This window comes from Arthrobacter sp. AOP36-F1-5, from assembly GCF_058137995.1.
Genome location: NZ_CM176892.1, coordinates 2,370,363 through 2,395,564, shown reverse-complemented (window position 1 = coordinate 2,395,564; position 25,202 = coordinate 2,370,363). Strand labels below are relative to the sequence as shown.

Sequence of the window (25,202 nt, the reverse complement as noted above, 5' to 3'; positions counted from 1 at the left end):
CTGGCACACTGTCCCCATGGAGGAGATGGAGCCGGATACCAGCTACACCACGATCGAAGGGGTGCCCTATGTGCGCCTCTTCGTCGAAAATGGGGAGAGCCCGGTCTGGACGTGGGAGCCCGTGGCCTATGACGAACTGGCGCTGCCGGCCGAACTCGAAGCCAGGATGCGTGCCTGGGAAACCGAGTTCACCGACCACGACATCGACACCGCGTCCACCGGGGTCCTGTCCCGACGCCACCGGGCCGAGGGGATCCTGCTGGCCACACAACTGGCCGCCGAACTCGGCTCGCCGTTGGCCGTACACTATGCCCCGGCCTCGCCCGAGGAGGCCGGGGGCTCCGACAGCCTGGGGACCTACCGACCCTCGCTGGCGGACCCCGAGATCTTCCATGTGGACACCTTCCCGGTGCGCCCGGGGGTCACCCGGCGGCTCATCTGGATGCTCCGGCACCCCTTCGAATTCCCCGGTGATGCGGCCGACGCCTCAGGGCTCGACGCCGACTGGAGCGACCTGGACGACGAAGGGGAAGAGGACGACGGCGAGTCCTCCTGACCCGGCCGCCGGGATGTCCACCCCTGCCGCCGAGTGCGCGATACTGGAGGCATGGAGTTTCGCGAACCGCCACATATCAACCCCGCCCCGGATGCCCCCCGGCGCATCGTCCTGCTCGGTTCGACCGGGTCGATCGGCACCCAGGCCATCGACGTCGCCGATGCAGCCCCCGACCGGTTCCGCATCGTCGCGCTCGCCGGCGGCTCCAACCTCGAACTCCTGGCCCGGCAGGCGGTGCACACCCGGGCCGAGGTCGTCGCGCTCGCCGAGGGGGACATCGATGAGCTCAAGGCGCGCATCCACGCCCATGCCGAGCTTGCCGGGCACAGCTCCTACCGCCCCGAACTGCTCACCGGCCCCACGGCGACGGCACGCATCGCCGGCTACCCGGATGCCGACGTCGTCCTCAACGGCGTCACCGGCTCGATCGGGTTGGCCCCGACGCTGGCGGCCCTGAAGGCGGGACACCTACTGGCGTTGGCGAATAAGGAATCGCTGATCACCGGTGGCGCCCTGGTGAAGCAGGCCGCCGCGCCGGGCCAGCTGGTTCCCGTGGACTCGGAACATTCGGCGCTGGCCCAGGCCCTGCGTGCCGGCACCGCCGAGGAGGTTTCCCGGCTGATCGTCACCGCCTCGGGCGGCCCGTTCCGCGGCATGAGCCGGGAAGCGCTGATGGACGTCACCCCCGCCCAGGCGCTCGCCCACCCCACCTGGGACATGGGCAAAGTCGTGTCCACCAACTCGGCGACCATGGTCAACAAGGCGTTGGAGGTCATCGAAGCCCATCTGCTCTTCGACGTCCCGCTACAGAGGATCGACGCCGTGGTCCACCCGCAGTCGATCGTGCACTCCATGGTCGAGTTCATCGACGGCTCCACCCTCGCCCAGGCCTCTCCGCCGGATATGCGCCTGCCGATCGCCCTGGGCATGGGCTGGCCGGCCCGGGTCCCCGGCGCGGCGGCGGCCTGTGACTTCACCACCGCGTCGACCTGGACCTTCGAACCGCTGGACGAGGAAGCCTTCCCGGCGATCCGCCTGGCCAAGCAGGCAGCCAATGCCTCGGCCACCCATATGGCCGTCTACAACGCGGCGAACGAGGAAGCCGTCGCGGCCTTCCACGCAGGACGCATCCGGTTCCCCGAGATCGTGGACGCCGTCGCCGATGTGGTGGGCAAATACGACGCCGGGGCCATCGTCGGCGATGAACTCAGTGTCCAGTCGGTACTGGTGGCCGAAGCGTGGGCACGAAAGAGCGCCCAGGATCGTTGGGGACAATTGTGACAGTCATCCTCTTCATTGCCGGCGTCCTGATCGTTGCGATCGGTGTCGCCGTGTCCATTGCCTTGCACGAAATCGGCCACTTGGTCCCGGCCAAGCTCTTCGGCGTGCGCGTCCCGCAATACATGATCGGCTTCGGCAAGACGATCTTCTCTCGCCGGCGCGGAGAAACCGAATACGGGGTCAAAGCGATCCCTCTGGGCGGCTACATCTCGATGATCGGGATGTTCCCTCCCGCCGAGGCGACAGCGGTGGAGGGCAAGGTCAAGGCCGCCAGCACGGGAATGTTTACCCAGCTGGCCAATGAGACCCGTCAAGCGGCCGCGGAGCAGCTGCGCCCCGGGGACGAGCACCGGATGTTCTATAAGCTCCCGGTATATAAACGCGTCATCATCATGCTCGGCGGCCCGTTCATGAACCTGGTCATCGCCTTCGTGCTGTTCGCCGTGCTGATCAGTGGTTTCGGGTCCATCCAGTCCACGACCAACATCTCCGAGGTCTACCAGTGCGTGGTCAGCCAGGCCGACCAGAAGGCCCGCGGCGGCGACGACGCGGCAACGAACTGCCAGGCCGGCGACCCGGCGGCACCGGCCTATGAAGCAGGGCTGCGTCCGGGAGACCGGATCACCTCCTTCGACGGACACCAGCTCAAGGAATGGCAGTGGGACGACCTCTCCGAGCTCATCCGGGCCGACGCCGGGAATACCGTTCCGATCACCTATCTGCGGGACGGCTCCGAACACCACACAAGCATCACCCCGAAGCTATCCCAGCAACCTGCCCTGGATATCAACGGCCGGGTCAAAACCGACGCCCACGGCAACACCGAACTGGTCAACGTCGGCTTCGTGGGCATGGGCTCGGAGAACGTGCAGATGACCCTGCCGCTCACCGAGGTGCCGTCGGCCGTGGGTCAGAACGTCCGGGCCGTGGCCGGCATCGTGGTGGATCTGCCGGCACGACTGGTGGCAGTGGGGCAGGCGGCCTTCTCTTCGGCGCCACGGGACCCGAACGGGCCGATGTCGGTCGTCGGGGTCGGCCGGATCGCCGGCGAGGTCAGCGCCATGGACGAAATCCCGATCAAGGACCGCATCGCCACGCTCTTCGGTCTGGTCGCCAGCCTGAACGTCGCCCTCTTCGTCTTCAACCTCATTCCATTGCTTCCCCTGGACGGCGGCCATGTCGTCGGCGCCCTCTGGGAAGGCCTGCGCCGTTTCGTCGCCCGCGTCTTCAAACGTCGGGACCCGGGGCCGGTGGACATCGCCAAACTCATGCCCCTGACCTACGTGGTGGGCGTCCTGTTGCTGGGTATGGGTGCGCTGCTGATCTATGCGGATATCGTCAAACCGGTGAATATTTTTGGGTGATCGACGCACCACCGGCACCACGCTGCGCGGGAGCGCCCTCGTCGCGGCCACCCTGGCCCTGGGGCTCGTCGTGGCCGGATGCACCGCGAACGCCCCGGGGAACTACGCCGGAAACACGGCGGCGTCGTCAGGGGCGAACCCCGACCGCGTCGTGTTGGCCGAGCCGGAGCCCGGCATCAGCCACCTGGGTGGGGACACCGGGGATATGGCACTGGAAGCCAGCGAGGCGTTCTTCGCGAAGGCACCCGCCGTCGTCGTCCTCGGAAACGACGACGCCGACTCCTCCACGCGGGCCGCGGGGCGGGCCGGCGAACTCGGCATCCCGGTGCTCATGGCCCCCGAGGGGGCTTCGGAGCAGAAGGACTTCGACGAGGAATTGAAGCGTTTGGGGGCGGGCACCCTCATCGCCTACGGGCCCCTGTCCGAGGCGGTGGCGGGGGACCGGGACGTCGTGGACGGGGAGGACCCGGACGCGGAACCGCCCTCCATCGATGCAGCAGAAAAGGCGACCGACCCCGGGTTCGCGGTCGTTGTCCGGGCGGGGAAGAAGGCAGACCCGGCGGCGGGACCGGCCTTGGCCACCGCCGAAGCCGCGGGGGCGGACCGGGCGAGGATGAAATCACCCGATCCGCGGGCCGACACGAACCGGGAATTCTTCGGTGACCATGCGGGCGCGCAGCTTCTCACGTTCGGAAAGGGGTTCGCCAAACCGGCAGAGTTCTCTGCCCTGGCAGCCACTGCAGCCAGTGGACAGGAACTTCCCGGCGGCGGGCAGCTCGTGTTCCCGGACCGGCGCCTGATCGGGCTCTACGGCTCACCCGGCACCTCCTCCCTGGGCGCCCTGGGGGAGCAGGACCTCGACGGAACGATCAAACGGGCCCGGAAACTGGCCGCCGAATACCAGCCCCATAGCAAGGAAAAGGTCCAGCCCGCCTTCGAGATCATCGCCACGGTCGCCTCCGCAGCCCCCGGTGCGGACGGGAAGTACTCCCGCTACACCCCAGTGGACACCCTGGAACCCTGGGTCAAGGCGGCACAAGAGGCCGGGATCTATGTGGTGCTGGACCTGCAACCCGGACGCAACGACTTCCTGACCCAGGCCAAGCACTACGAGAAGCTGCTGGCCTACCCGAACGTGGGCATCGCCTACGACCCGGAATGGAGGCTGAAGCCCGGGCAACGGCATATGGAACAAATCGGTTCCGTCGACGCCGCGGAACTGAACCGGACCAACGACTGGCTGGCCGCACTGACCCGGAAGAAGGAACTGCCGCAGAAGGTCGTCATTCTCCATCAGTTCCGGCGGAGCATGATCACGGACCGTTCCACGCTGGACACCACCCACCCCGAGTTGGCGATGGTCCTGCATGCCGACGGCCACGGCACCCCGGGGATGAAACTGGCGACCTGGAAGAACCTGCGTCGGGACCTGCCCGACGGCATCAGGATGGCGTGGAAGAACTTCATCGACGAGGACTCCCCGACCTTCACCCCCGAGCAGACCTTCGACCTCGAGCCGAAACCGTGGTTCGTCTCCTACCAGTAGCCGGTCCACCGGCCTGTCGCGGGGAACGTACACTGGTGCCCATGACGATTTTTGCCGTGGAATACGTATACGCAGCTGATTCCGAAGCCGCCCGGGACGAACACCGCCCCGCGCACCGTGCCTTCCTGGGGACCCTGACCGACGGGTTCTCCCTCGTGGCTTCCGGCCCCTACGTGGATGGCTCGGGGGCCCTGTTGCTGATCAAGGCACCCTCCGAGGAGGCCCTCGCCGCGAAGCTCGGCGAAGACCCGTTCAACGCCAACTCCCTGGTCGCGGCACTGCGCCTGACCGAATGGAGCCCCGTGACCGGTGAGCTCTCTCACCACGTCTGATCCACTATCGGGCCCCATTTTCCCCTCGGAAGGGGGATAATGGGGCCTGGATGAACACCCCTGAAAACCCGGAGGATAATTTGACCTCGGTCAGCCTTGGAATGCCAGCCGCCCCACCACCGGTTCTGGCCCCGCGACGGAAAACCCGACAGATCAAGGTCGGGGCCGTCGGTGTTGGTTCGGAATCCCCGATCAGCGTGCAGTCGATGACCACCACGCCGACCACCGACATCAACGCCACGTTGCAGCAGATCGCCGAACTCACGGCCTCGGGCTGCGATATCGTCCGGGTGGCCTGCCCGTCGCCCGATGATGCCGAGGCCCTGCCGATCATCGCCAGGAAGTCACAGATTCCCGTCATCGCGGACATCCACTTCCAGCCGAAGTACGTCTACGCGGCGATCGAAGCCGGCTGCGCGGCAGTGCGCGTGAACCCGGGGAACATCCGCAAATTCGACGACCAGGTCAAGGAGATCGCCCAGGCGGCCAAGGACCACGGCACCTCGATCCGCATCGGCGTCAACGCCGGCTCCCTGCACCCGAGCCTGATGAAGAAGTACGGCAAGGCCACCCCCGAGGCGCTCGTCGAATCAGCGGTCTGGGAGGCGTCCCTGTTCGAGGAACACGACTTCCACGACTTCAAGATCTCCGTCAAGCACAACGACCCGGTCGTCATGGTCCGCGCCTACGAGCTGCTGGCCGAACAGGGCGACTGGCCCCTGCACCTGGGCGTGACCGAAGCCGGTCCGGCCTTCCAGGGCACCATCAAGTCCGCGACGGCCTTCGGCGCACTGCTCTCCCAGGGCATCGGCGACACCATCCGGGTCTCCCTCTCCGCCCCGCCGGTCGAGGAGATCAAGGTCGGGGACCAGATCCTGCAGTCGCTGAACCTGCGTCCCCGCAAGCTCGAAATCGTTTCCTGCCCCTCCTGCGGCCGGGCCCAGGTCGATGTGTACAAGCTGGCCGACGAGGTCACGGCCGGGCTCGAGGGCATGGAGTTCCCGCTGCGCGTGGCCGTCATGGGGTGCGTCGTCAACGGACCCGGCGAAGCCCGCGAAGCCGATCTCGGCGTCGCCTCCGGCAACGGCAAGGGACAGATCTTCGTCAAGGGGGAAGTCATCAAGACCGTCCCCGAGGACCAGATCGTGGAGACCCTCATCGAAGAAGCCGGACGCATCGTAGAGGAAATGGAAGCCGCGGGGGATGCCACCGGTGGCGTCCCGAGTGTTTCGGTCTCCTGATCCAAAGCAACACCATGCGGTGTCATCTGGTTCCGCCACGGGCCGGAGTCTGCAAGACTTTGGCATAAGCCGCCACCGCAGGCGCCGGGAAGGGGAAGGAATGTCCAGGATCCTCTCCCGTGCACTCCCATGGTTCCCTCCGGCGAAGCTGCGCTACAGCGGTGGCGAACCCTTCGGGGACACCGTCCGCGTCCTGGCCGACGAGGATACCGCCGCCCTGCGGGGCCTCGTCGCCCGGGACCCGGTGTCCAACATCTTCATGGACGCCCAACTGGCGGCCACCGGTTCCGCGGCACCGACCCCGACGGGGTCCCTGGTGCTGGGACGCTACGACGCCGGTGAACTGAGCGCTGCACTCTGGGTCGGCGCGAACCTGGTCCCCATCCAGGCCGGGCCCGACGACGCACTGGCCTTCGCCACCGCGGTCCTGGGCATGGAACGCCAGGTCTCCTCCATGTTCGGTCCGGCCTCTGCCGTGCTGCCGCTCTGGGACTCGCTGCGGCCCGAATCCCCGCAACGCGCCTTCGATGTCCGGCCCTCCCAACCCTTGATGGTCTTGGACCGGCAGCCGCGGATCCTTCCATCCACCGCCGTCCGGAGATCGACGATGGCCGATTTCGACGCCGTCCTGCCGGCCTGTGCCGCCATGTTCGAAGAGGAACTGGGGTACTCGCCCTTGGGTGCCGGCGCCCCCTTCTACCGTTCCAGGGTTCGTTCGCTGATCCGCCAGGGACATTCCTTCGTGGACCGCCCGGCGGATGGCGGCATCCGCTTCAAGGCCGAACTCGGGACCGTTTCCCCGCACGCCACCCAGATCCAGGGGGTCTGGGTCGCCCCGGAACACCGCGGAGAAGGCATCTCCGGGCCGGCCATGGCCGCGGTGGCGGGATCGGCACTGGCCCTGTCTCCGGTCACGAGCCTGTACGTGAACGACTACAACCTCCCGGCCCTGGCCACCTACCGCCGCGCCGGATTCGAACAGGTCGGGGAATTCGCCACGGTCCTGTTCTGAATCCGCAGTGCTGCGGTCCTGCCTCGCGGGCTCCACGTTCGCTAGGGTGGGGGAGAACATCCGGCACCCACGGGGCCGGTTCCGGCCTGCGAAACGGGGGACCCATGGACGGGGCATCGTCTGCAGCCAGAGGTGGCAGGACCGCCGCAGTGCTTCTGGCCCTGCCATTGGTCCTGAGCGCCTGCACCGGCGGCGATCCGGGGGGACCGTCCGAGGCCGGCGGCAGCGGGTCAGCGGACCCGGCGCCGTCGTCGTCCTCCGCTGCCGCGTCCCCGAGCAGCAGCGAAGCTCCCGCGAGCAGCAGTGCCCTGCCCCCGCTGACGGGCCCGCTGCCGTCCTTCACCGCCGATGAATTGGCCGACGCGGCCCATGAACTGGCCGAAAACCATCCCGGGGCCCGGGTCCGGACGGCCAAGGAGATCGCCGGACAGACCGAAACCGGGCAGGCCCTGCTCGATGACATGGACATCACCCCCGCCCAATGTGCGCCGTTCATGGACAACCAGGAAGCCACGTTGCCCGCCGGGGCGGTCATCACCTCGGTGACCATCCCCGGGGATACGGTCAACCGGGAAAGCTACGTATCGCTGGCCTCCTACCCCGATCCCGAAGCCGCCGCCGCCGCCGTCTCCCGCACCACGGATCTGGTCAGCCGCTGCGGGACCTTCGACCTGCATCTGGGCGACACCGACGGGACCGCCACGGTGGACCGGGAGAAGACGACGACGGATGCCGAAGCCACCGTGGGCTACCGGATGGATGTCGCCGCCGGGGAACAGGGGGTGGCCAGCTACACCGTTTCCGGCAGCGATGGAGCCGTGGTGGTCTCGGCCACCACGCGCGACGAGCAGGAGGAAGACATCGTTCCCGAGGATGTGGCCGAGCAGCTCGATGAGGCGCTGGAAGCATTGCGAACGCAATGACGCGGCCCGCGGGCCCTAGGCTGTTCGGCCCTTCGTCGGGCAGCGGGTAAATTGGAAGCGTCCCGACCTGGACATCAACCCACACGACCAGCGGCCCAGCCCGCGGAAACGGACAGCAAGCGTGGTCCTGCGACTTTCCACCATGTTCCTGCGCACCCTGCGCGAAGACCCGGTTGACGCCGAGGTCGCCAGCCATAAGCTGCTGGTGCGGGCCGGCTACATCCGCCGCGCCGCCCCCGGCATCTACAGCTGGCTCCCGTTGGGCCTGCGCGTCCTGGCGAAGGTCGAGGCGATCGTCCGTGAGGAAATGAACGCCATCGGCGGCCAGGAAGTCCACTTCCCGGCCCTGCTGCCGCGCGAACCCTACGAGGCCACCGGCCGCTGGACCGAATACGGCGACGCCCTCTTCCGGCTCCAGGACCGCAAGGGCGCCGACTACCTGCTGGCACCGACCCACGAGGAGATGTTCACGCTCCTGGTGAAGGACCTCTACAACTCCTATAAGGACCTGCCGGTCTACCTCTACCAGATCCAGAACAAGTACCGGGACGAGGCCCGCCCCCGCGCCGGCCTGCTCCGCGGCCGCGAATTCATCATGAAGGACTCCTACTCCTTCGACATCGACGACGCCGGTCTGGACACCGCCTACGCCAAGCACCGCGAGGCCTACCTGAAGATCTTCTCCCGCCTGGGCCTGGAGATCCTGCCGGTGAAAGCCACTGCCGGGGCCATGGGTGGTTCCAAATCCGAGGAGTTCCTGCACCCGACCCCGGTCGGGGAAGACACGTTCGTGCGTTCGGCCGGCGGCTATGCGGCCAACGTGGAGGCCGTGACCACCGTCGTGCCCGAAGACATCGACTACTCCACGCTGCCGGCGTGCCAGGTCAAGGACACCCCCGACACCCCGACCATCGACACGCTGGTGGCCGTCGCCAACGAGGTGGCCCCCCGGGACGCCGGCGAGTGGACCGCAGCGGATACGCTCAAGAACGTCGTCATCGCCGCGAAAATGCCCACCGGGGAGCGCCGGCTGGTCGTCATCGGCCTGCCGGGGGACCGGGCGGTGGACCTCAAGCGCGTCGAGGCCAATATCGCCGGCCACCTGGAGATCGGCGGCGAAGTGGAGATCGAGGCAGCCACCGAGGACGACCTGAAGAAGAACCCGTCGCTGGTCAAGGGCTACATGGGTCCCGGCAACGGACTCGATCATGCGGTGCTGGGCACCGAGGCGGCCAGCGGGGTCCTCTACCTGGTGGACCCGCGCGTCGTTTCCGGTACCTCCTGGATCACCGGTGCCAACGAACCCGGACGCCACGTCTTCGGCCTGGTCGCCGGTCGCGACTTCGGTTGGGACGGCACCATCGAATGCGTGGAGGTCCGCGAGGGCGACCCCGCCCCCGATGGCTCCGGGCCGCTGCGCACCGCACGAGGCATCGAAATGGGTCATATCTTCCAGCTGGGCCGCAAATACGCCGAATCACTGGAACTGAAGGTCCTGGACCAGAACGGCAAGCTCGTCACGGTCACGATGGGCTCCTACGGGGTCGGGGTCACGCGAGCCGTGGCCGCGTTGGCCGAAACCAACCACGACGACCGTGGGCTGATGTGGCCGCGCAACGTCGCCCCCGCCGACGTACACCTCATGGTGACCGGCAAGGGCGCCGAGCTCTTCGCCGAAGCCGAACGCATCGCCGCAGCGCTCGACGCCCAGGGCATCGAGGTCATCTTCGACGACCGCCCGAAGGTCTCCGCCGGGGTGAAGTTCGGTGATGCCGAACTGGTCGGGGTCCCCACCATCGCCGTCGTGGGCCGTGGCCTGGCTGAAGGTCTGGTGGAAGTCAAGGACCGGGCCTCCGGGACCGCCGAGAACATCCCGGTGGCCGATGTGGTGGGCCACCTCGTCGACGCCGTTCGCGGCTAGGCGGTCACCCGGTGGACTGGGCGTCCCTGCTGGAGGGCTCCGGGCTGGTGGACCTCCAGCTGGGCACCGTGTTGCTGGTGCTCGTCGCGGGTCTGGCTGCCGGCTGGATCGATGCCGTCGTCGGTGGCGGGGGACTGCTCCAGTTGCCGGCCTTGTTGCTGGTCCCCGGCATCACGCCCGTCCAAGCGCTGGCCACCAATAAGCTCGGCTCGGTGTTCGGCACGACGACCAGTGCCATCACCTACTACCGCCGGGCCAACCCCGACCTGAAGACCGCATTGCCGATGGCCGGCATCGCCCTGATCGGCAGCTTCGGCGGCGCGATCGTGGCCACCCTGTTGCCCGCGGCGGTCTTCAAGCCGATCATCGTCGCCGCGTTGGTCGCCGTGGCGATCTTCACCGCCGTCAGACCCACGGTCGGGGAGCTGACGACCCTGCGCCATACCGGTCGCCGGCACTATGCGGTGGCGGCGGTCATCGGCCTGGTCATCGGGTTCTACGACGGGCTCATCGGCCCCGGGACCGGATCATTCCTGATCATCGCGATGGTCGTCTTCCTCGGATACAACTTCCTGGCCTCCAGCGCCAAGGCCAAGATCGTGAACATGGCCACCAACCTGGGGGCGCTGGCCTTCTTCCTGCCCACCGGGCACCTGCTCTGGGGGCTGGGGCTCGTGTTGGGGCTGGCCAACATGGTGGGCGGCTATCTGGGGGCGCGGATGGCCGTGAGCAAGGGCAGCAGGTTCATCCGCATCGTCTTCCTCGTGGTCGTGACGGTGCTGATCCTGAGGTTGGGGTACGACGTCGTCCAGGAGAACATCCTGCACCGGCAGTAGTTCGGCAGGGGGTTTCTTGGGTGATCCACGGGCCCCTCACAGGGTTGGTTTCCCGGGCTTTCCGTGGGGTGCCTTCGATAGAATCGAAGACATGTTCGAATCACCGAGGACCCCGAACACCCCGACGGCAGGACCTGCCCCCGGGGTGCTGACCTCGTTATTGGACCTGTTGCCCACCATGGACACCGCCGGCCTGGACGAGGCCGGCCTCATCGACGTCCTGGCCACCGCCGAAGCAGCGAAGAACGCCCTGTCCGGCCTCCAGGCCCGGGCAGCGGTGGCCCTGGACGCGGCCGTGCGCACCCGCCACCTGGCCGGAGGCCTCCCGGCGGAGAAGGCCGGGGCCGGGGTCCACACCCAGGTCGCGTTGGCCCGGTCCGAATCCCCGCATGCCGGGCACCGGCTGGTGGGGATGGCCCAGGCCGTGGTGAACGAGATGCCCCATGCCCACCACGCTCTGGCCACCGGCCGACTCAGTGAATGGCGGGCCACCCTGCTGGTGCAGGAAACCGCCTGCCTGGACGCGGAGCAACGCCGTCAGGTCGCTGAACAACTGTTGGCCGACCCTTCAGTGCTCGAAGGCGTCGGGACCCGGGCCTTGGTGGCCCGGGCCAGGAAATTGGCCTACGCGGCCTCACCGTCGGCGGTGGTGGACCGGGCCCGCCGGGCGGTGAAGGACCGCAGGGTCTCCCTGCGACCTGCCCCTGACACCATGTCGATCTTGTCCGGGTTGTTGCCGGTGGCCCAGGGCGTTTCGGTGCTCAAGGCCCTCACGATGGAAGCTGACCGGTTGGTGGGTATCGGTGATGGCCGCTCCCGCGGGCAGATCATGGCCGACACCCTGGTCGAGCGTCTGACCGGTCGGGCCAGCGCGGCTGCGGTGCCGGTGGCGATCCAGTTGGTCATGACCGACCGGACGTTATTCCAGGGTGATGGCGAACCGGCGTTCCTTCCCGGGTACGGGGTCATCCCGGCCCAAGTGGCTAGGGATCTGATCCGCCGGGCCGGTGGCCTTCGTACCCCCGGGCCCCGTACCGCAGATTCCCGTGCCCCAGGCTCCGGTACCGGCGGGGCTGATGATCTTCCCGCCCCACAGCAGTTGGCGTGGATCCGGCGGCTGTATACGGCCCCGGAGACCGGGGAGCTGGTCGCGATGGACTCGCGTGCGCGGATCTTTCCTGCGGGGTTGGCTCGTTTCATCGAGACCCGCGACCAGTGTTGCCGTAGCCCGTGGTGTGATGCCCCGGTCCGTCATCACGACCACGTGCTGGGGTGGGCTGCCGGGGGCAGGACCACCGCAGCGAATTCCGCGGGCCTGTGTGCTGAGTGCAATTACAGCAAGGAAGCCCCCGGGTGGAGGACCGAAACCGTGACCGGGGCCCGGCATACCACGGTGGTCACCACCCCGACCGGCCACCACTACTACCGGTCCCAGGCACCACCGCTGCCCGGAGACACCAGCTGAGACCCACCGGCCAGCAAAGGGAATCAGTTCAGGGGGTTGAGCCGGTGGACGTCCGGTAAGGAGGAGACATCCCCGCCGCTGAGCGCCGTCGCCACCCAGAGGGATCTTTCGGCCTCGTCGAAGAGGCCTTCCTCGGCATGGGTCAGGACGTCCTCCACCGCCCGGGCCACCGCCCATCCCACCGCCGATTCCTCGTCGAGTCCGGCCGCTTCACTGAGATGGCGGAGACGAAGTCGCAAGGCGGGGCCGGAGTTTCGGGAGGGCAGGTCGGCCAAACGATTCTCGAGCATCGGCAGGACGCCGAATTCCCGGTCGCCGATCACTGGGTGGGGGTTGATGGCCACGAATTCCCCGGTGGGCGGCCGCCGGAGCGCGCTGAAGTAGTGCAGCTCGGAGTGCACCAGGAAGTCCCGGTCGTCACGTCGGCCGACGGCACCGCGAACCTGGCAGAGTTCCAGTGCGGCCTCAAGCAGACGCCGGGGGAGCACCGGCGGAAGCTCGGCCCACCGGGCGGGAAGCTCATCGTTCCAGCGTTCGGCGAGGGCATCGGTTCTCTCCACCATCCCAGCGCCCGCCGTCGTCGGCGTAAGCTCCCGGGCCGGCAGGCTCAGCCGGGACATCAACTGCCCCCAGATCTCGACGGCCTCCGGCAGGGCCATGGAGCCCAGATCGTGATCCGGGTCCAGACGTTCCAACAGCAGGAACCCGTCCTCTTCCGCGAACAACGTGACCGCGCCTTGCCCGGACCACCAATTCAGTGCCGTGGCCTCGGTGGCCAGGACGGGATCGGGGATCTGGCATTTGAGCGCCAGGCGGGCTCCCGCTGCGTCGATGACGGGAACCACGAGCCCCGCGTGACCGGCAAGGAATGGATGCGGCGCTGAAGGATCCGGGACCAGATGCCAGCTCCCGCATCGGGCCAGGACGCGTTCACACAGGGTGTCCAGCCAGGGCCTTCCCGCCGACGACCGCAACGCCTGGTGGCGGAGCGGTGCCGGAAGATCCTGGAACTGAGCGCGAAAGGCATCGCGGGCACGATCGGTGTCCATGACTTCCTCAGGTGAGGTCGGGAATGGTGTTCGCCAAGGTGAATGAACGCTCGGCCGACAGCCAGGTTTCCGCGATCAGCGCCGGACGGACCGGCTGTTCGGAGGCCGCAGCGGCATCACGAAGCAGGCCCGCCAACTGGCCCTCCGCCTCGGCGACCGACGCGATGGGCTTCGACGAGAAATCCCGGGGGAGCTGGTAGGCCGGTTCCCGGACGGGGGTGCATCCGGCAGGCAGCAGATCCTCCAGCCGGTGACCCAGCTCGGCGGAGGCCTCCGAGAGCTCCCAGCCCTTCCGGGTCGAATCCCCGGGCTGTTTGACGGCGGCCATCTGGTATCCATACGCAAGCCGGAAAGCAGCATCGGAGGCCTGCTCCAGGGCGCCGGCCGAAGCCTGGTCCTGCGCGGAGATACCCTCGGTACTGCTCGCCGGAAGAGGGGTGGCAGAAACCGAGGAACCGGCATTCGTCCCCGGTGCCGCCGGACTACCGGTGGCGCCATCCGTTGGCTCGGCCGCGCAGGAGCCCTCGGGCAACTGGTGGCTCTCGGCATCTTGCCAGGCATGAGTTGCCTCGGGGATCACGAACTTCGGCAATTTCTTCGAGGCACCGTCCCCGGGGATCTTTCCTGCCAGCCGCTGGGCGGCCAGGCGTTGTTCGATGCCCGAACCCAGAACTGCCGGGACCTCACTGGAAGCGGCGTCGGTGGCGGCCTCCAGCAGCCAGTTGGCCGTATCGGCCAGTTCCACGGCCACTTCGGTGACGGAGGTGGTGGTGGATGCCGCAGTAGCGGAAGGAGTCGCCGGATCCGTGGTTTTGGCGCTTGGTGAGGCAGGTGCCGACGCGCTCTGGTCGGCCTCCTGCTGTACGTGGGCAGCCAGCCCCGGTGTGAGAAGTTCCACATGCCGACGCAACATGGTGGAGATCCGTTCCAGCTCGGTGGCCGACGCCTTGTCGACCGTCGGGGCCTTCTCCGACGGGGGCGAGGCAGGAGCCGAGGCGGATGGGGAGGCACTTCCCGCGTCCTGCCCGGAGGTTCCGGTGGCCAGTTCCTCAGCGGTTCCTGCCAGGGCGAGCATGGTCCGGGAAGCCTTTTCCTGTGGGCTCATCTGTTGCCCACCGCCCCGGGAATCCGGGCCCCAACGGCTTTCGACCGTCGTGCCGATACCGATCACGATGGCAGCCACCAGCAGCAGGCCCAAGGTGCGCAGCAGGAACCTGGCCACTGCGGAGAACCCGCGCCGTGGTGAACGGCGGGGACCACGGGGGGAGGGGGAGCGTGTAACCATCGACACGATCATCCCATGGGCCCCGCTGAACCAGGGGCTCGATGCCACCCGTGGCGGGCTCGATCTTCCGAGGGGACGGACCAGTGAACCGCCCGGCGGGCCCTGCCACGGGGTGCGACGTCGGCGGAGCCGCGAAATTGTCGATACTCTTGTACGCACAACATCGAATATGTGGGAGGAAGTCATGTCCGAACAGCCGGCAGGAACCCCGTCCGAAGGGCAGCGGCTCAAGGAGTATCTGGAACCCACCGTTTCCGCCCACAACCTCCTCCTTGAAGAGGTCGAGGTCCGCTCCAGTGCCGACCACCGCACGGTGAACGTCATCGTGGATCTGTTCGAAGGAACCGGAAGCGTCGATCTCGACACACTGGCCGAGGTCTCCCAAGCCGTATCAACGGCCATGGACCAGGCGCCCGCCGAGCCGGGGCCGGCCTATGAACTCGAGGTCTCCTCGCCCGGAATCGGCCGTCCGCTGACGTTGCCGCGCCACTGGCGCCGGAACATCGGTCGTCTGGTCAAGATCAACCTGATCGGCGAAGACAACATCACCGGACGGTTGATGGAAGCCGACGACGAGACCGTGACCGTCGTCCCCGACGTCCCGGTGAAGAAGGGCATGAAACCCAAGCAGGGCGAGCCCCGTGTGATCGCCTATGGCGACATCCGTCGAGGCACCGTGGACGTCGAGTTCACCACTCCAGGGCCCCTGGACGACGAAGTACCGGAAATCGACGAGGCGCAGGAGGCCTGACATGGATATTGATATGAGCGCACTGCGACTCCTGGAATCGGAACGCGAGATTCCACTGCACCTGATCATCCCGACCATCGAGCAGGCGTTGGTCATGGCCTATCACAAGTCCCCGGGAGCCATTGATCGCGCCCGGGCCGAACTGGACCAGAAGAGCGGCCGAGTCACGATCTGGGCCACCGACACCGACGAGGACGGCAACGAACTCGCCGAATTCGACGACACCCCTGAAGGCTTCGGCCGCATCGCCGCCAGCACGGCCCGGCAAATCATCCTCCAGCGTCTGCGCGACGTGGAGGACGACAACATCCTGGGACAGTTCAAGGGCAAGGAAGGCGAACTGATCTCCGGCCAGATCCAGCAGGGCAACAACCCGATCATGATCCAGGTCAACCTGGGAACCATCGAGGCCCTCCTGCCACCACCGGAACAGGTGCCGGGCGAAAAATATATCCATGGTGCGCGCATCAGGGCCTACGTCACCGACGTGCGCAAGGGCCTGAAGGGCCCCGCCATCACCCTGTCGCGTTCGCACCCCAACCTGGTGCGCCGGCTCTTCGAGCTCGAGGTCCCGGAAATCGCGGACGGAACCGTCGAGATCGTCTCCCTGGCCCGCGAAGCGGGGCACCGGACCAAGATCGCCGTGCGCCCCACGAAGCCCGGAATCAACGCCAAGGGTGCTTGCATCGGCGAGATGGGCTCGCGTGTGCGTGCGGTCATGAACGAGCTCTACGACGAGAAGATCGACCTTGTGGACTACAACGAGGATCCGGCCCGGTTCATCGCCAATGCCCTCTCCCCGTCGAAGGTCAAGTCGGTCACCATCGTCGATGAGGCCATCCGCCAGGCCCATGTGGTCGTTCCGGACTACCAGTTGTCGCTGGCCATCGGCAAGGAAGGGCAGAACGCCCGTCTGGCGGCCAAGCTCACCGGCTGGCGGATCGATATTTCCTCCGATGCCAACCCGAACGGGCGTGTCGAGGCGGTTCGTCCCGAGTGACCGTCGGCACCGATGCCCCATGGGCGGTGGGAAAAGCGGTAGACTAGTCAGTGGTCCGTTCAGGTCCGCCGACCCCAACCCAGGAGTTGACTCCCTCGCGTGAGCTCGCAGCATCAGCCGCAGCGTACGTGTGTCGGGTGTCGGGAATCGACGGATCAGGATCAGTTGTTGCGTTGGGTGGTCGAAGGAACAGGCTCATTGGTCGTTCCCGACCCCAGTCGATGCAAGTCCGGTAGGGGTGCCTGGTTGCACCCCGCACCGGTATGTGCAGCCCGTGCCGTGAAGCGGCGGGCGTTCCGCAGGGCCTTCAGGGCCCCCGTGGACGACTCGCAAGTGGAAATTGCATTGGCCGCACTGGGTGCGCCCCCGCCGGGTGGTAGCACCGAATCAACCGTCAAACGTGAAAGCGGGTCAGAAATCTGATGGAAACCCGATGAGTGTCAAGCGATGAGCGCCTAACGATGACCAATCAGTTATGCGCAACGATCGGCATGCTGCCTCTGGGCGGCTACCGACCAAGCCCGAAACAGACGGTTCGCACCCGGTAAGAAGTGAGTGCAGGGGCGGACCGAGACAGGAGAAATGTGGCCAAGGTCCGCGTACACGAGCTCGCCAAAGAGCTCGGCATCACTTCGAAGGATGCAGTGGCAAAACTGCAGGAACTGGGCGAATTCGTCCGTTCCGCTTCGTCGACCATTGAAGCGCCCGTAGTCAAGAAACTACGGAGCGCATTCCCCCAGTCCGAGGCACCGGCGAAGCCGGCTGCCAAGGCACCGGAAGCAGCCAAGCCGGCCACCCCGGCGGCTCCGGCCAAGGAGGCCCCTGCGGCCCCTGCGGCCCCTGCTGCTCCGGCAAGCCCTGCGTCCAACGCCCCGCGTCCCGGCGCCCGTCCGGCCCCGAAGCCCGGCGTGACCCCGGCAGCACCCGCTGCCCCGGCGACTCCGGAGCCCGTGGCAGAGAAGCCGGCGGCTGCCGAAGCGCCGGCTGCCGAGGATTCCTCGGCGGCGAAGCCGGCCGCACCGCGTCCGACGACCGCCAAGCCCGGTGCCCCGCGCCCCGGCAACAACCCGTTCTCATCCCAGCAGGGGATGCGCGGCAAGGACTCCGGTCCCGGCGGGCCGCGTCCCGGTGCACGATCGGGCGCCCCGCGTCCCGGTGGGCCGCGTCCGGGGAACAACCCGTTCGCGTCCCAGCAGGGCATGCGGACCGGATCCCCGGCAGGCCAGGGTGGACCGCGTCCGCCGGCCGGTGCCGGTGGTCCTCGTCCGGGTGCGCCTCGTCCGGGAGCCCCGCGCCCCGGTGCCGGTGCCCCGAGCACTCGTCCGGGTGGGCCCCGCCCGACCCCGGGCATGATGCCCAACCGCACCGAGCGTCCGGCCCCGGCCGGTGGAGGCCGTCCCGGCGCTCCAGGACGCGCAGGCGGCCCCGGCCGTCCCGGTGGCGGCTTCGGCGGCAAGGGTGGTGGCCGCGGTCGCGGTGGCACCCAGGGTGCCTTCGGCAAGGGAGGCGCCGGTCGCGGCAAGCAGCGCAAGTCGAAGCGGGCGAAGCGCCAGGAACTGGAGCAGATGAGTGCACCGTCGCTGGGCGGCGTGAGCATTCCCCGTGGCAACGGCGAGACCATCGTGCGCCTGCGTCGTGGTGCCTCCATCACCGACTTCGCCGACAAGATCGAAGCCAACCCGGCGGCACTGGTCACGGTGCTGTTCCACCTCGGCGAGATGGCCACGGCCACCCAGTCGCTGGATGAGGGGACCTTCGACGTCCTGGGCGACGAGCTGGGCTATAAAGTCCAGATCGTTTCCCCGGAGGACGAGGAGCGCGAGCTGCTCGAATCCTTCTCCATCGACCTGGATCAGGAGCTCGAGGACGAAGGCGACGAGGACCTCATGGCACGGCCCCCGGTGGTCACCGTCATGGGTCACGTCGACCACGGCAAGACCCGACTGCTCGATGCGCTGCGCAAGTCCAACGTTATCGAGGGCGAAGCCGGCGGCATCACCCAGCACATCGGTGCCTACCAGATCAGCCACGAACACGAGGGCAACGAACGTGCCGTCACGTTCATCGATACCCCCGGTCACGAGGCCTTCACGGCCATGCGTGCCCGTGGTGCGAAGGTCACCGACATCGCCGTGCTCGTGGTCGCCGCGGACGACGGCGTCATGCCGCAGACCGTTGAGGCGCTCAACCACGCCCAGTCGGCCGACGTGCCGATCGTCGTGGCAGTGAACAAGATCGATAAGGACGCGGCGAACCCCGACAAGGTCAAGGGCCAGCTCGCCGAATACGGCGTCGTACCCGAGGAATACGGTGGCGACACCATGTTCGTCGAGGTCTCGGCGCTGAAGAACCTGGGCATCGAGGAACTGCTCGAGGCGGTGCTGCTGACCGCGGACGCCGCACTGGACATGCGCGCCAACCCGAATAAGGATGCTCGCGGCATCGCCATCGAGGCCAACCTCGATAAGGGTCGTGGTGCAGTGGCCACCGTGCTGGTGCAGTCCGGCACGCTGAAGGTCGGCGACACGATCGTCGCCGGTCAGGCCCACGGACGCGTCCGTGCCATGTTCAACGAGAATGGCGAGAACCTGGAAACGGCGACCCCGTCGCGTCCGGTCCAGGTGCTGGGTCTGTCGACCGTCCCCCGGGCCGGCGACACGTTCCTGGTCACCTCGGATGAGCGGACCGCCCGTCAGATCGCCGAGAAGCGTGAGGCGGCCGACCGCAACGCCCAGCTGGCGAAGCGTCGCAAGCGCATCACCCTGGAGGACTTCGACCAGGCCGTTGCCGATGGCAAGATCGACACCCTCAACCTCATCCTCAAGGGTGACGTGTCCGGTGCCGTGGAAGCCCTCGAGGATTCACTGCTCAAGATCGACGTGGGCGAAGGCGTGCAGTTGCGCGTCATCCACCGCGGCGTCGGTGCCATCACGCAGAACGACGTCAACCTGGCAACCGTGGACAACGCGATCATCATCGGCTTCAACGTCAAGCCTGCCGAGCGCGTTTCCGATCTGGCCGATAAGGAAGGCGTTGACATGCGCTTCTACTCGGTCATCTACGCGGCCATCGATGACATCGAGCTGGCCTTGAAGGGCATGCTGAAGCCGGAGTACGAGGAAGCCCAGCTGGGTACGGCGGAGGTCCGCGAGGTCTTCCGTTCCTCCAAGTTCGGCAACATCGCCGGCTCGATCGTCCGCAGCGGGACGATCCGACGCAACAGCAAGGCGCGTGTCACCCGCGATGGCAAGGTCATCGGGGACAAGCTGACGGTGGATTCGCTGAAGCGCTTCAAGGACGACGCCACCGAGGTCCGCACGGACTTCGAATGTGGTATCGGATTGGGCTCCTTCAACGACATCAAGGAAGGCGACATCATCGAGACCTTCGAGATGCGCGAGAAGCCGCGCGTCTAGACGCCAAGGCAGTACGACGCCGGACGCTCGCCTGACGGGCGGGCGCCCGGCGTCTTCTTTTCCACACAGCAGCAAGAACCAGCACAAGGTATCCCCAGGAGGGCATCATGGCCGATCCGGCTCGCGCGGCACGGCTCGCGCAACGCATCAAGGTCCTGGTCGCGCAGTCGCTCGGCAAGGTGGTGAAGGATCCCCGCGTTGAAAACGTGACGATCACCGACACCCGTGTCACCAACGACCTGCAGAACGCGACCGTCTACTACACAGTCCTCGGCGAGGACGCAGAAAAGGCCGCAGCCGCCGCAGGGCTGGCCAAGGCCAAGGGGATCCTGCGCAAGGAGGTCGGGCGCAACCTGACCGTCCGGTTGACCCCGACCCTGGAATTCGTCGCCGACGAAATCCCAGTGAACGCCTCCAACCTGGAGGAATTGCTGCGTGAGGCCAAGGAGCGTGACGCCGAGGTGGCCGCGCTGGCTTCCGAGGCGACGCACGCCGGGGACGCCGATCCCTATAAGCATGACGACGAGGACGACGAGACAGAAGTCTAGGTCCCGCGTCTTTCACCATCGACGGCGGCTGCCGTGCAGGAGATCACCTGCACGACGGCCGCCGTCGCTTTTCGGGGCCGATACCGGCAGGTCAATTAGCACCTCCAGGCACCTTGAAGCGGGCATTGACTTCCCCGGGGCACGGTCCTATCTTCGGTTCAGCAGTATCCAGCGGAGGGGACTGAAACCATGAGCGGGTCAGAACGTTCCGTGTTGTGGGTGGCAATTCTTGCCTCGTTCGTGGCCTTTCTCGACGGCTCCATCGTCAATGTCGCCCTCCCGGCGATCGCCAGTGAACTGGGCGGGGGAATCACCACCCAGCAGTGGGTGCTCGACGGCTATCTGCTCACCCTGGGTTCGTTGATCATGGTGGCGGGCAGTTTATCCGATATCTTCGGGCGGGTGCGGATGCTCCGCTTCGCACTCATCTTCTTCGGCGCTGCGTCACTCCTCTGTGCCGTGGCCCCCAGCACCGGCGTCCTGTTGACCGCACGTCTACTTCAGGGAGCTGCGGCCGCACTGCTGGTACCCAGCTCGTTGGCGCTGATCACTTCCACTTTCGCTGAAGAACCCAGGGCGCGGGCCATCGGACAATGGACGGCCTGGACGGGGACCGCTTTCGTCGCAGGGCCCCTGTTGGGCGGACTGTTGGTGGATGCTGTTTCATGGCGGCTGGTTTTCGCCATCAACGTGCTCCCGATCGCCGTCACCCTGGTCCTACTACTCAAGCTCCACGAGCCGGCGAAACCCTCGGCGCGGACGCCGATCGATGTTCTCGGCGCGTTGCTGGCGGCTCTGGGGCTGGGGGGAACGGTCTTTGCCTTGATCTTCCAGGACGGGCGGGGGTGGGCAGCTCCGTTGGTTTCCCTGCCGCTTGCTGGGGGATTGGCCTGTCTGGGCGCCTACATGTGGAGGCAGAAAACGGCACGGCACCCGATGATGCCCCTTCACTTGTTTCGGGAGCGGAACTTCGGCATCGGAAACCTGGCCACCGCGGCGTTCTACGCGGGGATCACGCTGGGGACGTTCATCATCCCGATCTTCTTGCAGGAGACGGCAGGGTTCACCGCATTTTCAGCGGGTATGGCCACCATCCCGTTGACCTTGATGTCCTTGGCACTCTCCGCACTCTTCGGGACCTTTGCTGGTCGATACGGGCCCAGGCTATTCATGTCCGTGGGACCCGTGATCGGAGCTGCCGGCTTCCTGCTGATGCTCTCGGCAACGGAACCGCTGGACTACTGGCAGCACATTCTGCCGGGTGTCGTGCTCTTCGGGCTGGGCCTGGCGGTGACAGTCGCCCCGCTGACCGCGGCAGTCCTTGGGGCCATCGACCCGGCCCAGAGCGGTATCGGATCGGCTATCAACAACGCGGTGTCACGGGTGGCCGGTCTCCTCGCCGTTGCTGCCGTGGGCTGGTTCGCCGGTCCGGTCCTGGACTTCGCGGCCTTCCACCGGGTACTTCTGGTGGCGGCGCTGCTGATGATCGCGGCCGGTGTCGTCTCGGCGCTGGGCATCAGCAACGCACAAAACGCCAGCGGCAGGCCCGTCCCACCCGAAGCGATGGCGGCATGCCACGACCGAGTCGTCCCGGAGGGGCCGGATTTCCCCGGCATGTAAGCCTGATCGCGAGGAGACCTCGAGCACAAAAAAGACTTCCAAAAATTTCGGTGAACTTGTCTTTTCGTGCGCATTATGAGGGGTTTATTCTGAATAAACAAGGATTCAAGTCAAACACAAGGAAGTGTTGACCATGGGCCTCGCACACGAGACTGAGCGCGGATCATTCGAATCGACCGATAAGGCCCTGAAACGAAATCTGTCCTTTACGCAACTGTTGTTCCTGGGCGTCAGCGCCCAAATCGGGTCCGGGTGGCTCTTCGGGGTGTTGGCGGCCGCCGGGGTCGCCGGGCCGGCAGCCATCCTGTCCTGGATCATCGCCTCGGTCCTGGTGTTCCTGATCGCCCTGACCTATCTCGAACTCGGGGCCATGCTTCCCCGCTCCGGGGCCATCGTCAGATACACGTTCCTGAGCCACGGTGCCTTCTCCGGCTGGATCATCGGCTGGGCCTATTGGCTGTCCGTGGTCTCCATCCCGCCGATCGAGGCCGAAGCGACACTGACGTACATCGGTGGACGGTTCCCCGACACCCATTTCCTGACCACCGTGGACGGGGTGCAACTGCTCAGCTGGCCCACCGGGATCCTCAGCGGATTCGTCCTGATGTTCCTCTTCTTCGTGTTGAACTTCTTCGGGGCCCGGTTCCTGGCCGAATCCAACCGGTGGGTGACCATCTGGAAGATCGCCTTGCCGACGTTGACCTTCATCTTCCTCTTCTTCATCCTCGACGGCAGCAACTTCACCACCTATGGCGGTTTCGCCCCGTTGGGTGTTCCCCCGATCTTCCACGCCATCGCCACCACGGGCATCATCTTCTCCCTCTTGGGTTTCAGGCAGGCACTGGACTTCGGCGGGGAGGTCAGGAATCCGCAGCGCAACGTCCCTTTGGCGACCATTGGTTCCATCGCGATCCCGGCAGTGATCTACACCCTGCTGCAAGTGGCGTTCATCGGGGCCATCAACTGGAAGGGCATGGGCCTCAAGGGCGGTCAATGGGACCAGTTGGTGGCCGGAGGCTGGGCGGACGGGCCGCTGTTCCATGCACTCGGCTCGGCCAACATCGCGGCGCTGGCGGCCCTGGGTACCTTCCTGCTCATCGATGCGGCAGTGTCCCCGTTGGCCACCGGGTGGGTGTATCTGGGGACCGGCGCCCGCACCGGATACGGGCTCGGGGTGTACCGGAACATCCCCAAGAAGTTCACCGAGAGCAACCGCTTCGGGATCCCCTGGGTGGCCCTGGTCGTCTCGGCCGTGGTCGGATGCGTGTTCTTCGTCCCGGCACCGAGTTGGTACCAACTGGTGGGGTTCGTCAGTTCGGCGGCGGTGCTGACCTACATCATGGGCGGGGTGGGGCTACCGGTCCTGCGCAGGACCGCCGGGTCACTGAAGCGGCCCTTCCGGCTGAGGGCCTACCGGTTCTGGTCCCCGATCTCCTTCCTGGCCGCGGTGCTGATCCTGTACTGGAGCGGCTTCTCCACCCTGGCCAACGTCTTCACGGCCACATTCATCGGGCTGCCCTTCTTTACCGCCTACTATGCGTGGAAGAGCAAGTGGATCTCGGCGGTCCCGGCATTTGCGATCAGCATCATCTTCTTCGTCTTGTGGATCTGGGTGGCCACCGCCGGCGGATGGGTCCTCAGCGGGGCCCAGGCCCAGCGCCCCGGAGGCTGGCCGTTCCCGGTGTACTACGCGGTGTTCTGTGTCCTGGTGATCGCCTTCTGCGCGGCCCTGTGGTTCTTCAGCAACAAAACCGGGCGGTGCCACGTGAACGCGACCTGGTGGCTGATCTGGCTGTTGTTGGCTTCGCTGCTGGTGGGCTACCTCGGCGTCTACGGCCCCTTGGAATCACCGGTGCTGCATTTCCCCTGGGGCATGGGCGTGGAACTCCTGGTGGGCATCGTCACCTATGTCTGGGCCGTCAGATCCGGTTTCAACACCGGCGAAGTCCAGCAGATCGTCGAAGAAGCAGCCGCCCGCGGGGGAGAGGTCTCCTCCGACGGGATCTGACCGGCAAAGCCCGGGGAGGGGAGCCGCCTCTTGTACCGCCCTCGGAGGCGGCGGTGAACACGGGGACTTCGGGCCGCCTATACTAGGGTGCGTGAAAAAAGGTGCCAGCACAGCTCAGGACGACGTCGGATCGGGACTGGTGATCGTCGACAAGCCCCAGGGCTGGACGAGCCACGACGTCGTCGGCCGGACCCGCCGTCTCGCAGGGACCCGCAAGGTCGGCCACGCCGGGACCCTGGATCCCATGGCGACCGGGGTATTGGTGGTCGGGGTGAATAAGGCCACCCGTCTGCTGACCTACATCGTCGGGGCCACCAAGACGTACGAAGCCACCATCCGCCTCGGCGAGAACACCGTCACCGACGATGCCGAAGGCGAGCTGCTCCAGGCGCGCATCGCCGCGGCGGTCACCGAGGAACAGATCCACCGCGAGGTGGCCGGACTGACCGGTGACATCGAGCAGGTCCCCTCCTCCGTCAGCGCCATCAAGGTCAACGGGGAACGCTCCTATGCCAGGGTGCGCAGCGGTCAGGAAGTGGATCTTCCCTCGCGGCCGGTCACGGTCAGCCGCTTCGAGGTCCACGAGGTGCGCCGCCTGCGCGGGGGCAAGATCCAGGACGTCGACGTCACCGTCGAATGCTCCTCGGGCACCTACATCCGGGCCCTGGCCCGTGACCTCGGCGAGGACCTGGGCGTCGGGGGACACCTGACCGCACTGCGGAGGACCCGAGTGGGCCCCTACGGCATCGACGGCGCCCGGACCATGGAGCAGCTGGCCGAGGAATTCGGGATGCTTTCCCTGGATGCAGCGGCCCGGGCCCTGTTCGAAAACCGCGAACTCAGTGCCGAGGAAGCCACCGAACTGTCCTTCGGACGCCGGATCGGGCCCAATGCCCAGGACGATGCCGTCACTGCCGCCTTCTCCCCGGACGGGACCTGCGTGGCCCTGCTGAAGAACAAGGGCGGCGCCGCGAAGCCCGAGATCGTCTTCGTCACCGCCTGAGCCCGCACACCCGACCCCGCCCGCCAGCCGAAAGGTAGCAACCCA

Annotated in this window: 21 protein-coding genes; 19 read left to right on the top strand and 2 right to left on the bottom strand. The window is 66.8% G+C overall.

Annotated features, from left to right (window positions below; genetic code table 11):
- The first annotated feature begins 16 nt into the window (after positions 1-16).
- The 11 genes from AC3ZI9_RS10980 to AC3ZI9_RS10930 all read left to right on the top strand — a co-directional run bounded on the left by AC3ZI9_RS10980 (position 17) and on the right by AC3ZI9_RS10930 (position 12,477).
- Positions 17-556: a hypothetical protein gene (locus tag AC3ZI9_RS10980; protein ID WP_444555392.1), complete on the top strand. Its 540-nt coding sequence runs from the start codon at positions 17-19 to the stop codon at positions 554-556.
- Positions 557-607: 51 nt separating this feature from the next.
- Positions 608-1,837 (top strand): 1-deoxy-D-xylulose-5-phosphate reductoisomerase, encoded by a 1,230-nt coding sequence (gene dxr, locus AC3ZI9_RS10975; protein ID WP_444561738.1) that lies wholly within the window; start codon positions 608-610, stop codon positions 1,835-1,837.
- Complete coding sequence (locus AC3ZI9_RS10970) at positions 1,831-3,201, top strand: M50 family metallopeptidase (RefSeq protein ID WP_444561746.1); 1,371 nt, start codon at positions 1,831-1,833, stop codon at positions 3,199-3,201. Before dxr ends, AC3ZI9_RS10970 begins: the two co-directional genes overlap by 7 nt.
- The gene (locus AC3ZI9_RS10965) at positions 3,194-4,747 is read left to right on the top strand and encodes a hypothetical protein (protein WP_444561737.1); all 1,554 of its coding nucleotides are present in this window, start codon (positions 3,194-3,196) and stop codon (positions 4,745-4,747) included. The genes AC3ZI9_RS10970 and AC3ZI9_RS10965 overlap by 8 nt, the downstream gene beginning before the upstream one ends.
- Positions 4,748-4,788: 41 nt before the next feature.
- The gene (locus AC3ZI9_RS10960; protein ID WP_444555395.1) at positions 4,789-5,079 is read left to right on the top strand and encodes a YciI family protein; all 291 of its coding nucleotides are present in this window, start codon (positions 4,789-4,791) and stop codon (positions 5,077-5,079) included.
- An 80-nt stretch (positions 5,080-5,159) separates the two neighbouring features.
- A complete protein-coding gene (gene ispG, locus AC3ZI9_RS10955) occupies positions 5,160-6,320 on the top strand; it encodes a flavodoxin-dependent (E)-4-hydroxy-3-methylbut-2-enyl-diphosphate synthase (RefSeq protein ID WP_444555406.1) in 1,161 nt (386 codons plus the stop codon).
- A gap of 100 nt (positions 6,321-6,420) precedes the next feature.
- A complete protein-coding gene (locus tag AC3ZI9_RS10950; RefSeq protein ID WP_444561736.1) occupies positions 6,421-7,332 on the top strand; it encodes a GNAT family N-acetyltransferase in 912 nt (303 codons plus the stop codon).
- Positions 7,333-7,436: 104 nt separating this feature from the next.
- Complete coding sequence (locus AC3ZI9_RS10945; RefSeq protein WP_444561735.1) at positions 7,437-8,255, top strand: hypothetical protein; 819 nt, start codon at positions 7,437-7,439, stop codon at positions 8,253-8,255.
- Between the two features lie 121 nt (positions 8,256-8,376).
- Positions 8,377-10,176 carry a proline--tRNA ligase gene (locus tag AC3ZI9_RS10940; protein ID WP_444561734.1) on the top strand — a complete coding sequence of 600 codons (1,800 nt, stop codon included), beginning with the start codon at positions 8,377-8,379 and terminating at the stop codon, positions 10,174-10,176.
- Between the two features lie 11 nt (positions 10,177-10,187).
- Entirely contained in the window at positions 10,188-11,012 is an 825-nt protein-coding gene (locus AC3ZI9_RS10935; RefSeq protein ID WP_444566253.1) for a sulfite exporter TauE/SafE family protein, read from the top strand.
- A gap of 91 nt (positions 11,013-11,103) precedes the next feature.
- Entirely contained in the window at positions 11,104-12,477 is a 1,374-nt protein-coding gene (locus AC3ZI9_RS10930; protein ID WP_489923582.1) for an HNH endonuclease, read from the top strand.
- Between the two features lie 23 nt (positions 12,478-12,500).
- Here the strand turns inward: AC3ZI9_RS10930 and AC3ZI9_RS10925 are convergent, their stop codons facing one another.
- Together AC3ZI9_RS10925 and AC3ZI9_RS10920 are read right to left on the bottom strand one after the other, a co-directional pair.
- The gene (locus AC3ZI9_RS10925; protein WP_444561731.1) at positions 12,501-13,526 is read right to left on the bottom strand and encodes an aminoglycoside phosphotransferase family protein; all 1,026 of its coding nucleotides are present in this window, start codon (positions 13,524-13,526) and stop codon (positions 12,501-12,503) included.
- Between the two features lie 7 nt (positions 13,527-13,533).
- Complete coding sequence (locus AC3ZI9_RS10920) at positions 13,534-14,811, bottom strand: hypothetical protein (protein WP_444554642.1); 1,278 nt, start codon at positions 14,809-14,811, stop codon at positions 13,534-13,536.
- A 184-nt stretch (positions 14,812-14,995) separates the two neighbouring features.
- On the opposite strand from AC3ZI9_RS10920, the gene rimP reads away from it, so the two are divergent.
- From rimP to truB, 8 genes are all read left to right on the top strand, one after another.
- A complete protein-coding gene (gene rimP / locus AC3ZI9_RS10915; RefSeq protein ID WP_444554641.1) occupies positions 14,996-15,562 on the top strand; it encodes a ribosome maturation factor RimP in 567 nt (188 codons plus the stop codon).
- A gap of 1 nt (position 15,563) precedes the next feature.
- Positions 15,564-16,562 carry a transcription termination factor NusA gene (gene nusA, locus AC3ZI9_RS10910; RefSeq protein WP_444554640.1) on the top strand — a complete coding sequence of 333 codons (999 nt, stop codon included), beginning with the start codon at positions 15,564-15,566 and terminating at the stop codon, positions 16,560-16,562.
- 99 nt (positions 16,563-16,661) lie between these two features.
- A complete protein-coding gene (locus AC3ZI9_RS10905; protein WP_444554639.1) occupies positions 16,662-16,985 on the top strand; it encodes a YlxR family protein in 324 nt (107 codons plus the stop codon).
- Positions 16,986-17,146: 161 nt separating this feature from the next.
- On the top strand, positions 17,147-19,978 hold the full coding sequence (gene infB, locus AC3ZI9_RS10900; RefSeq protein WP_444561729.1) for a translation initiation factor IF-2: 2,832 nt from the start codon (positions 17,147-17,149) through the stop codon (positions 19,976-19,978).
- Between the two features lie 107 nt (positions 19,979-20,085).
- Positions 20,086-20,526: a 30S ribosome-binding factor RbfA gene (gene rbfA / locus AC3ZI9_RS10895; protein ID WP_444554637.1), complete on the top strand. Its 441-nt coding sequence runs from the start codon at positions 20,086-20,088 to the stop codon at positions 20,524-20,526.
- Between the two features lie 189 nt (positions 20,527-20,715).
- Positions 20,716-22,146, top strand: a complete 1,431-nt coding sequence (locus AC3ZI9_RS10890; RefSeq protein ID WP_444554636.1) for an MFS transporter — start codon at positions 20,716-20,718, stop codon at positions 22,144-22,146.
- Positions 22,147-22,279: 133 nt separating this feature from the next.
- Complete coding sequence (locus tag AC3ZI9_RS10885) at positions 22,280-24,154, top strand: APC family permease (protein WP_489923581.1); 1,875 nt, start codon at positions 22,280-22,282, stop codon at positions 24,152-24,154.
- A 91-nt stretch (positions 24,155-24,245) separates the two neighbouring features.
- Complete coding sequence (gene truB, locus AC3ZI9_RS10880) at positions 24,246-25,157, top strand: tRNA pseudouridine(55) synthase TruB (protein ID WP_444561726.1); 912 nt, start codon at positions 24,246-24,248, stop codon at positions 25,155-25,157.
- Positions 25,158-25,202: the final 45 nt, after the last annotated feature.

Bases quoted from the DNA above. Each gene is read 5' to 3' on its own strand.
- AC3ZI9_RS10980 (WP_444555392.1), top strand. From the start codon at position 17: ATGGAGGAGATGGAGCCGGATACCAGCTACACCACGATCGAAGGGGTG.
- dxr (WP_444561738.1), top strand. From the start codon at position 608: ATGGAGTTTCGCGAACCGCCACATATCAACCCCGCCCCGGATGCCCCC.
- AC3ZI9_RS10960 (WP_444555395.1), top strand. From the start codon at position 4,789: ATGACGATTTTTGCCGTGGAATACGTATACGCAGCTGATTCCGAAGCC.
- AC3ZI9_RS10950 (WP_444561736.1), top strand. From the start codon at position 6,421: ATGTCCAGGATCCTCTCCCGTGCACTCCCATGGTTCCCTCCGGCGAAG.
- AC3ZI9_RS10945 (WP_444561735.1), top strand. From the start codon at position 7,437: ATGGACGGGGCATCGTCTGCAGCCAGAGGTGGCAGGACCGCCGCAGTG.
- AC3ZI9_RS10930 (WP_489923582.1), top strand. From the start codon at position 11,104: ATGTTCGAATCACCGAGGACCCCGAACACCCCGACGGCAGGACCTGCC.
- AC3ZI9_RS10925 (WP_444561731.1), bottom strand. From the start codon at position 13,526: ATGGACACCGATCGTGCCCGCGATGCCTTTCGCGCTCAGTTCCAGGAT.
- AC3ZI9_RS10920 (WP_444554642.1), bottom strand. From the start codon at position 14,811: ATGGTTACACGCTCCCCCTCCCCCCGTGGTCCCCGCCGTTCACCACGG.
- rimP (WP_444554641.1), top strand. From the start codon at position 14,996: ATGTCCGAACAGCCGGCAGGAACCCCGTCCGAAGGGCAGCGGCTCAAG.
- nusA (WP_444554640.1), top strand. From the start codon at position 15,564: ATGGATATTGATATGAGCGCACTGCGACTCCTGGAATCGGAACGCGAG.
- rbfA (WP_444554637.1), top strand. From the start codon at position 20,086: ATGGCCGATCCGGCTCGCGCGGCACGGCTCGCGCAACGCATCAAGGTC.
- AC3ZI9_RS10890 (WP_444554636.1), top strand. From the start codon at position 20,716: ATGAGCGGGTCAGAACGTTCCGTGTTGTGGGTGGCAATTCTTGCCTCG.
- AC3ZI9_RS10885 (WP_489923581.1), top strand. From the start codon at position 22,280: ATGGGCCTCGCACACGAGACTGAGCGCGGATCATTCGAATCGACCGAT.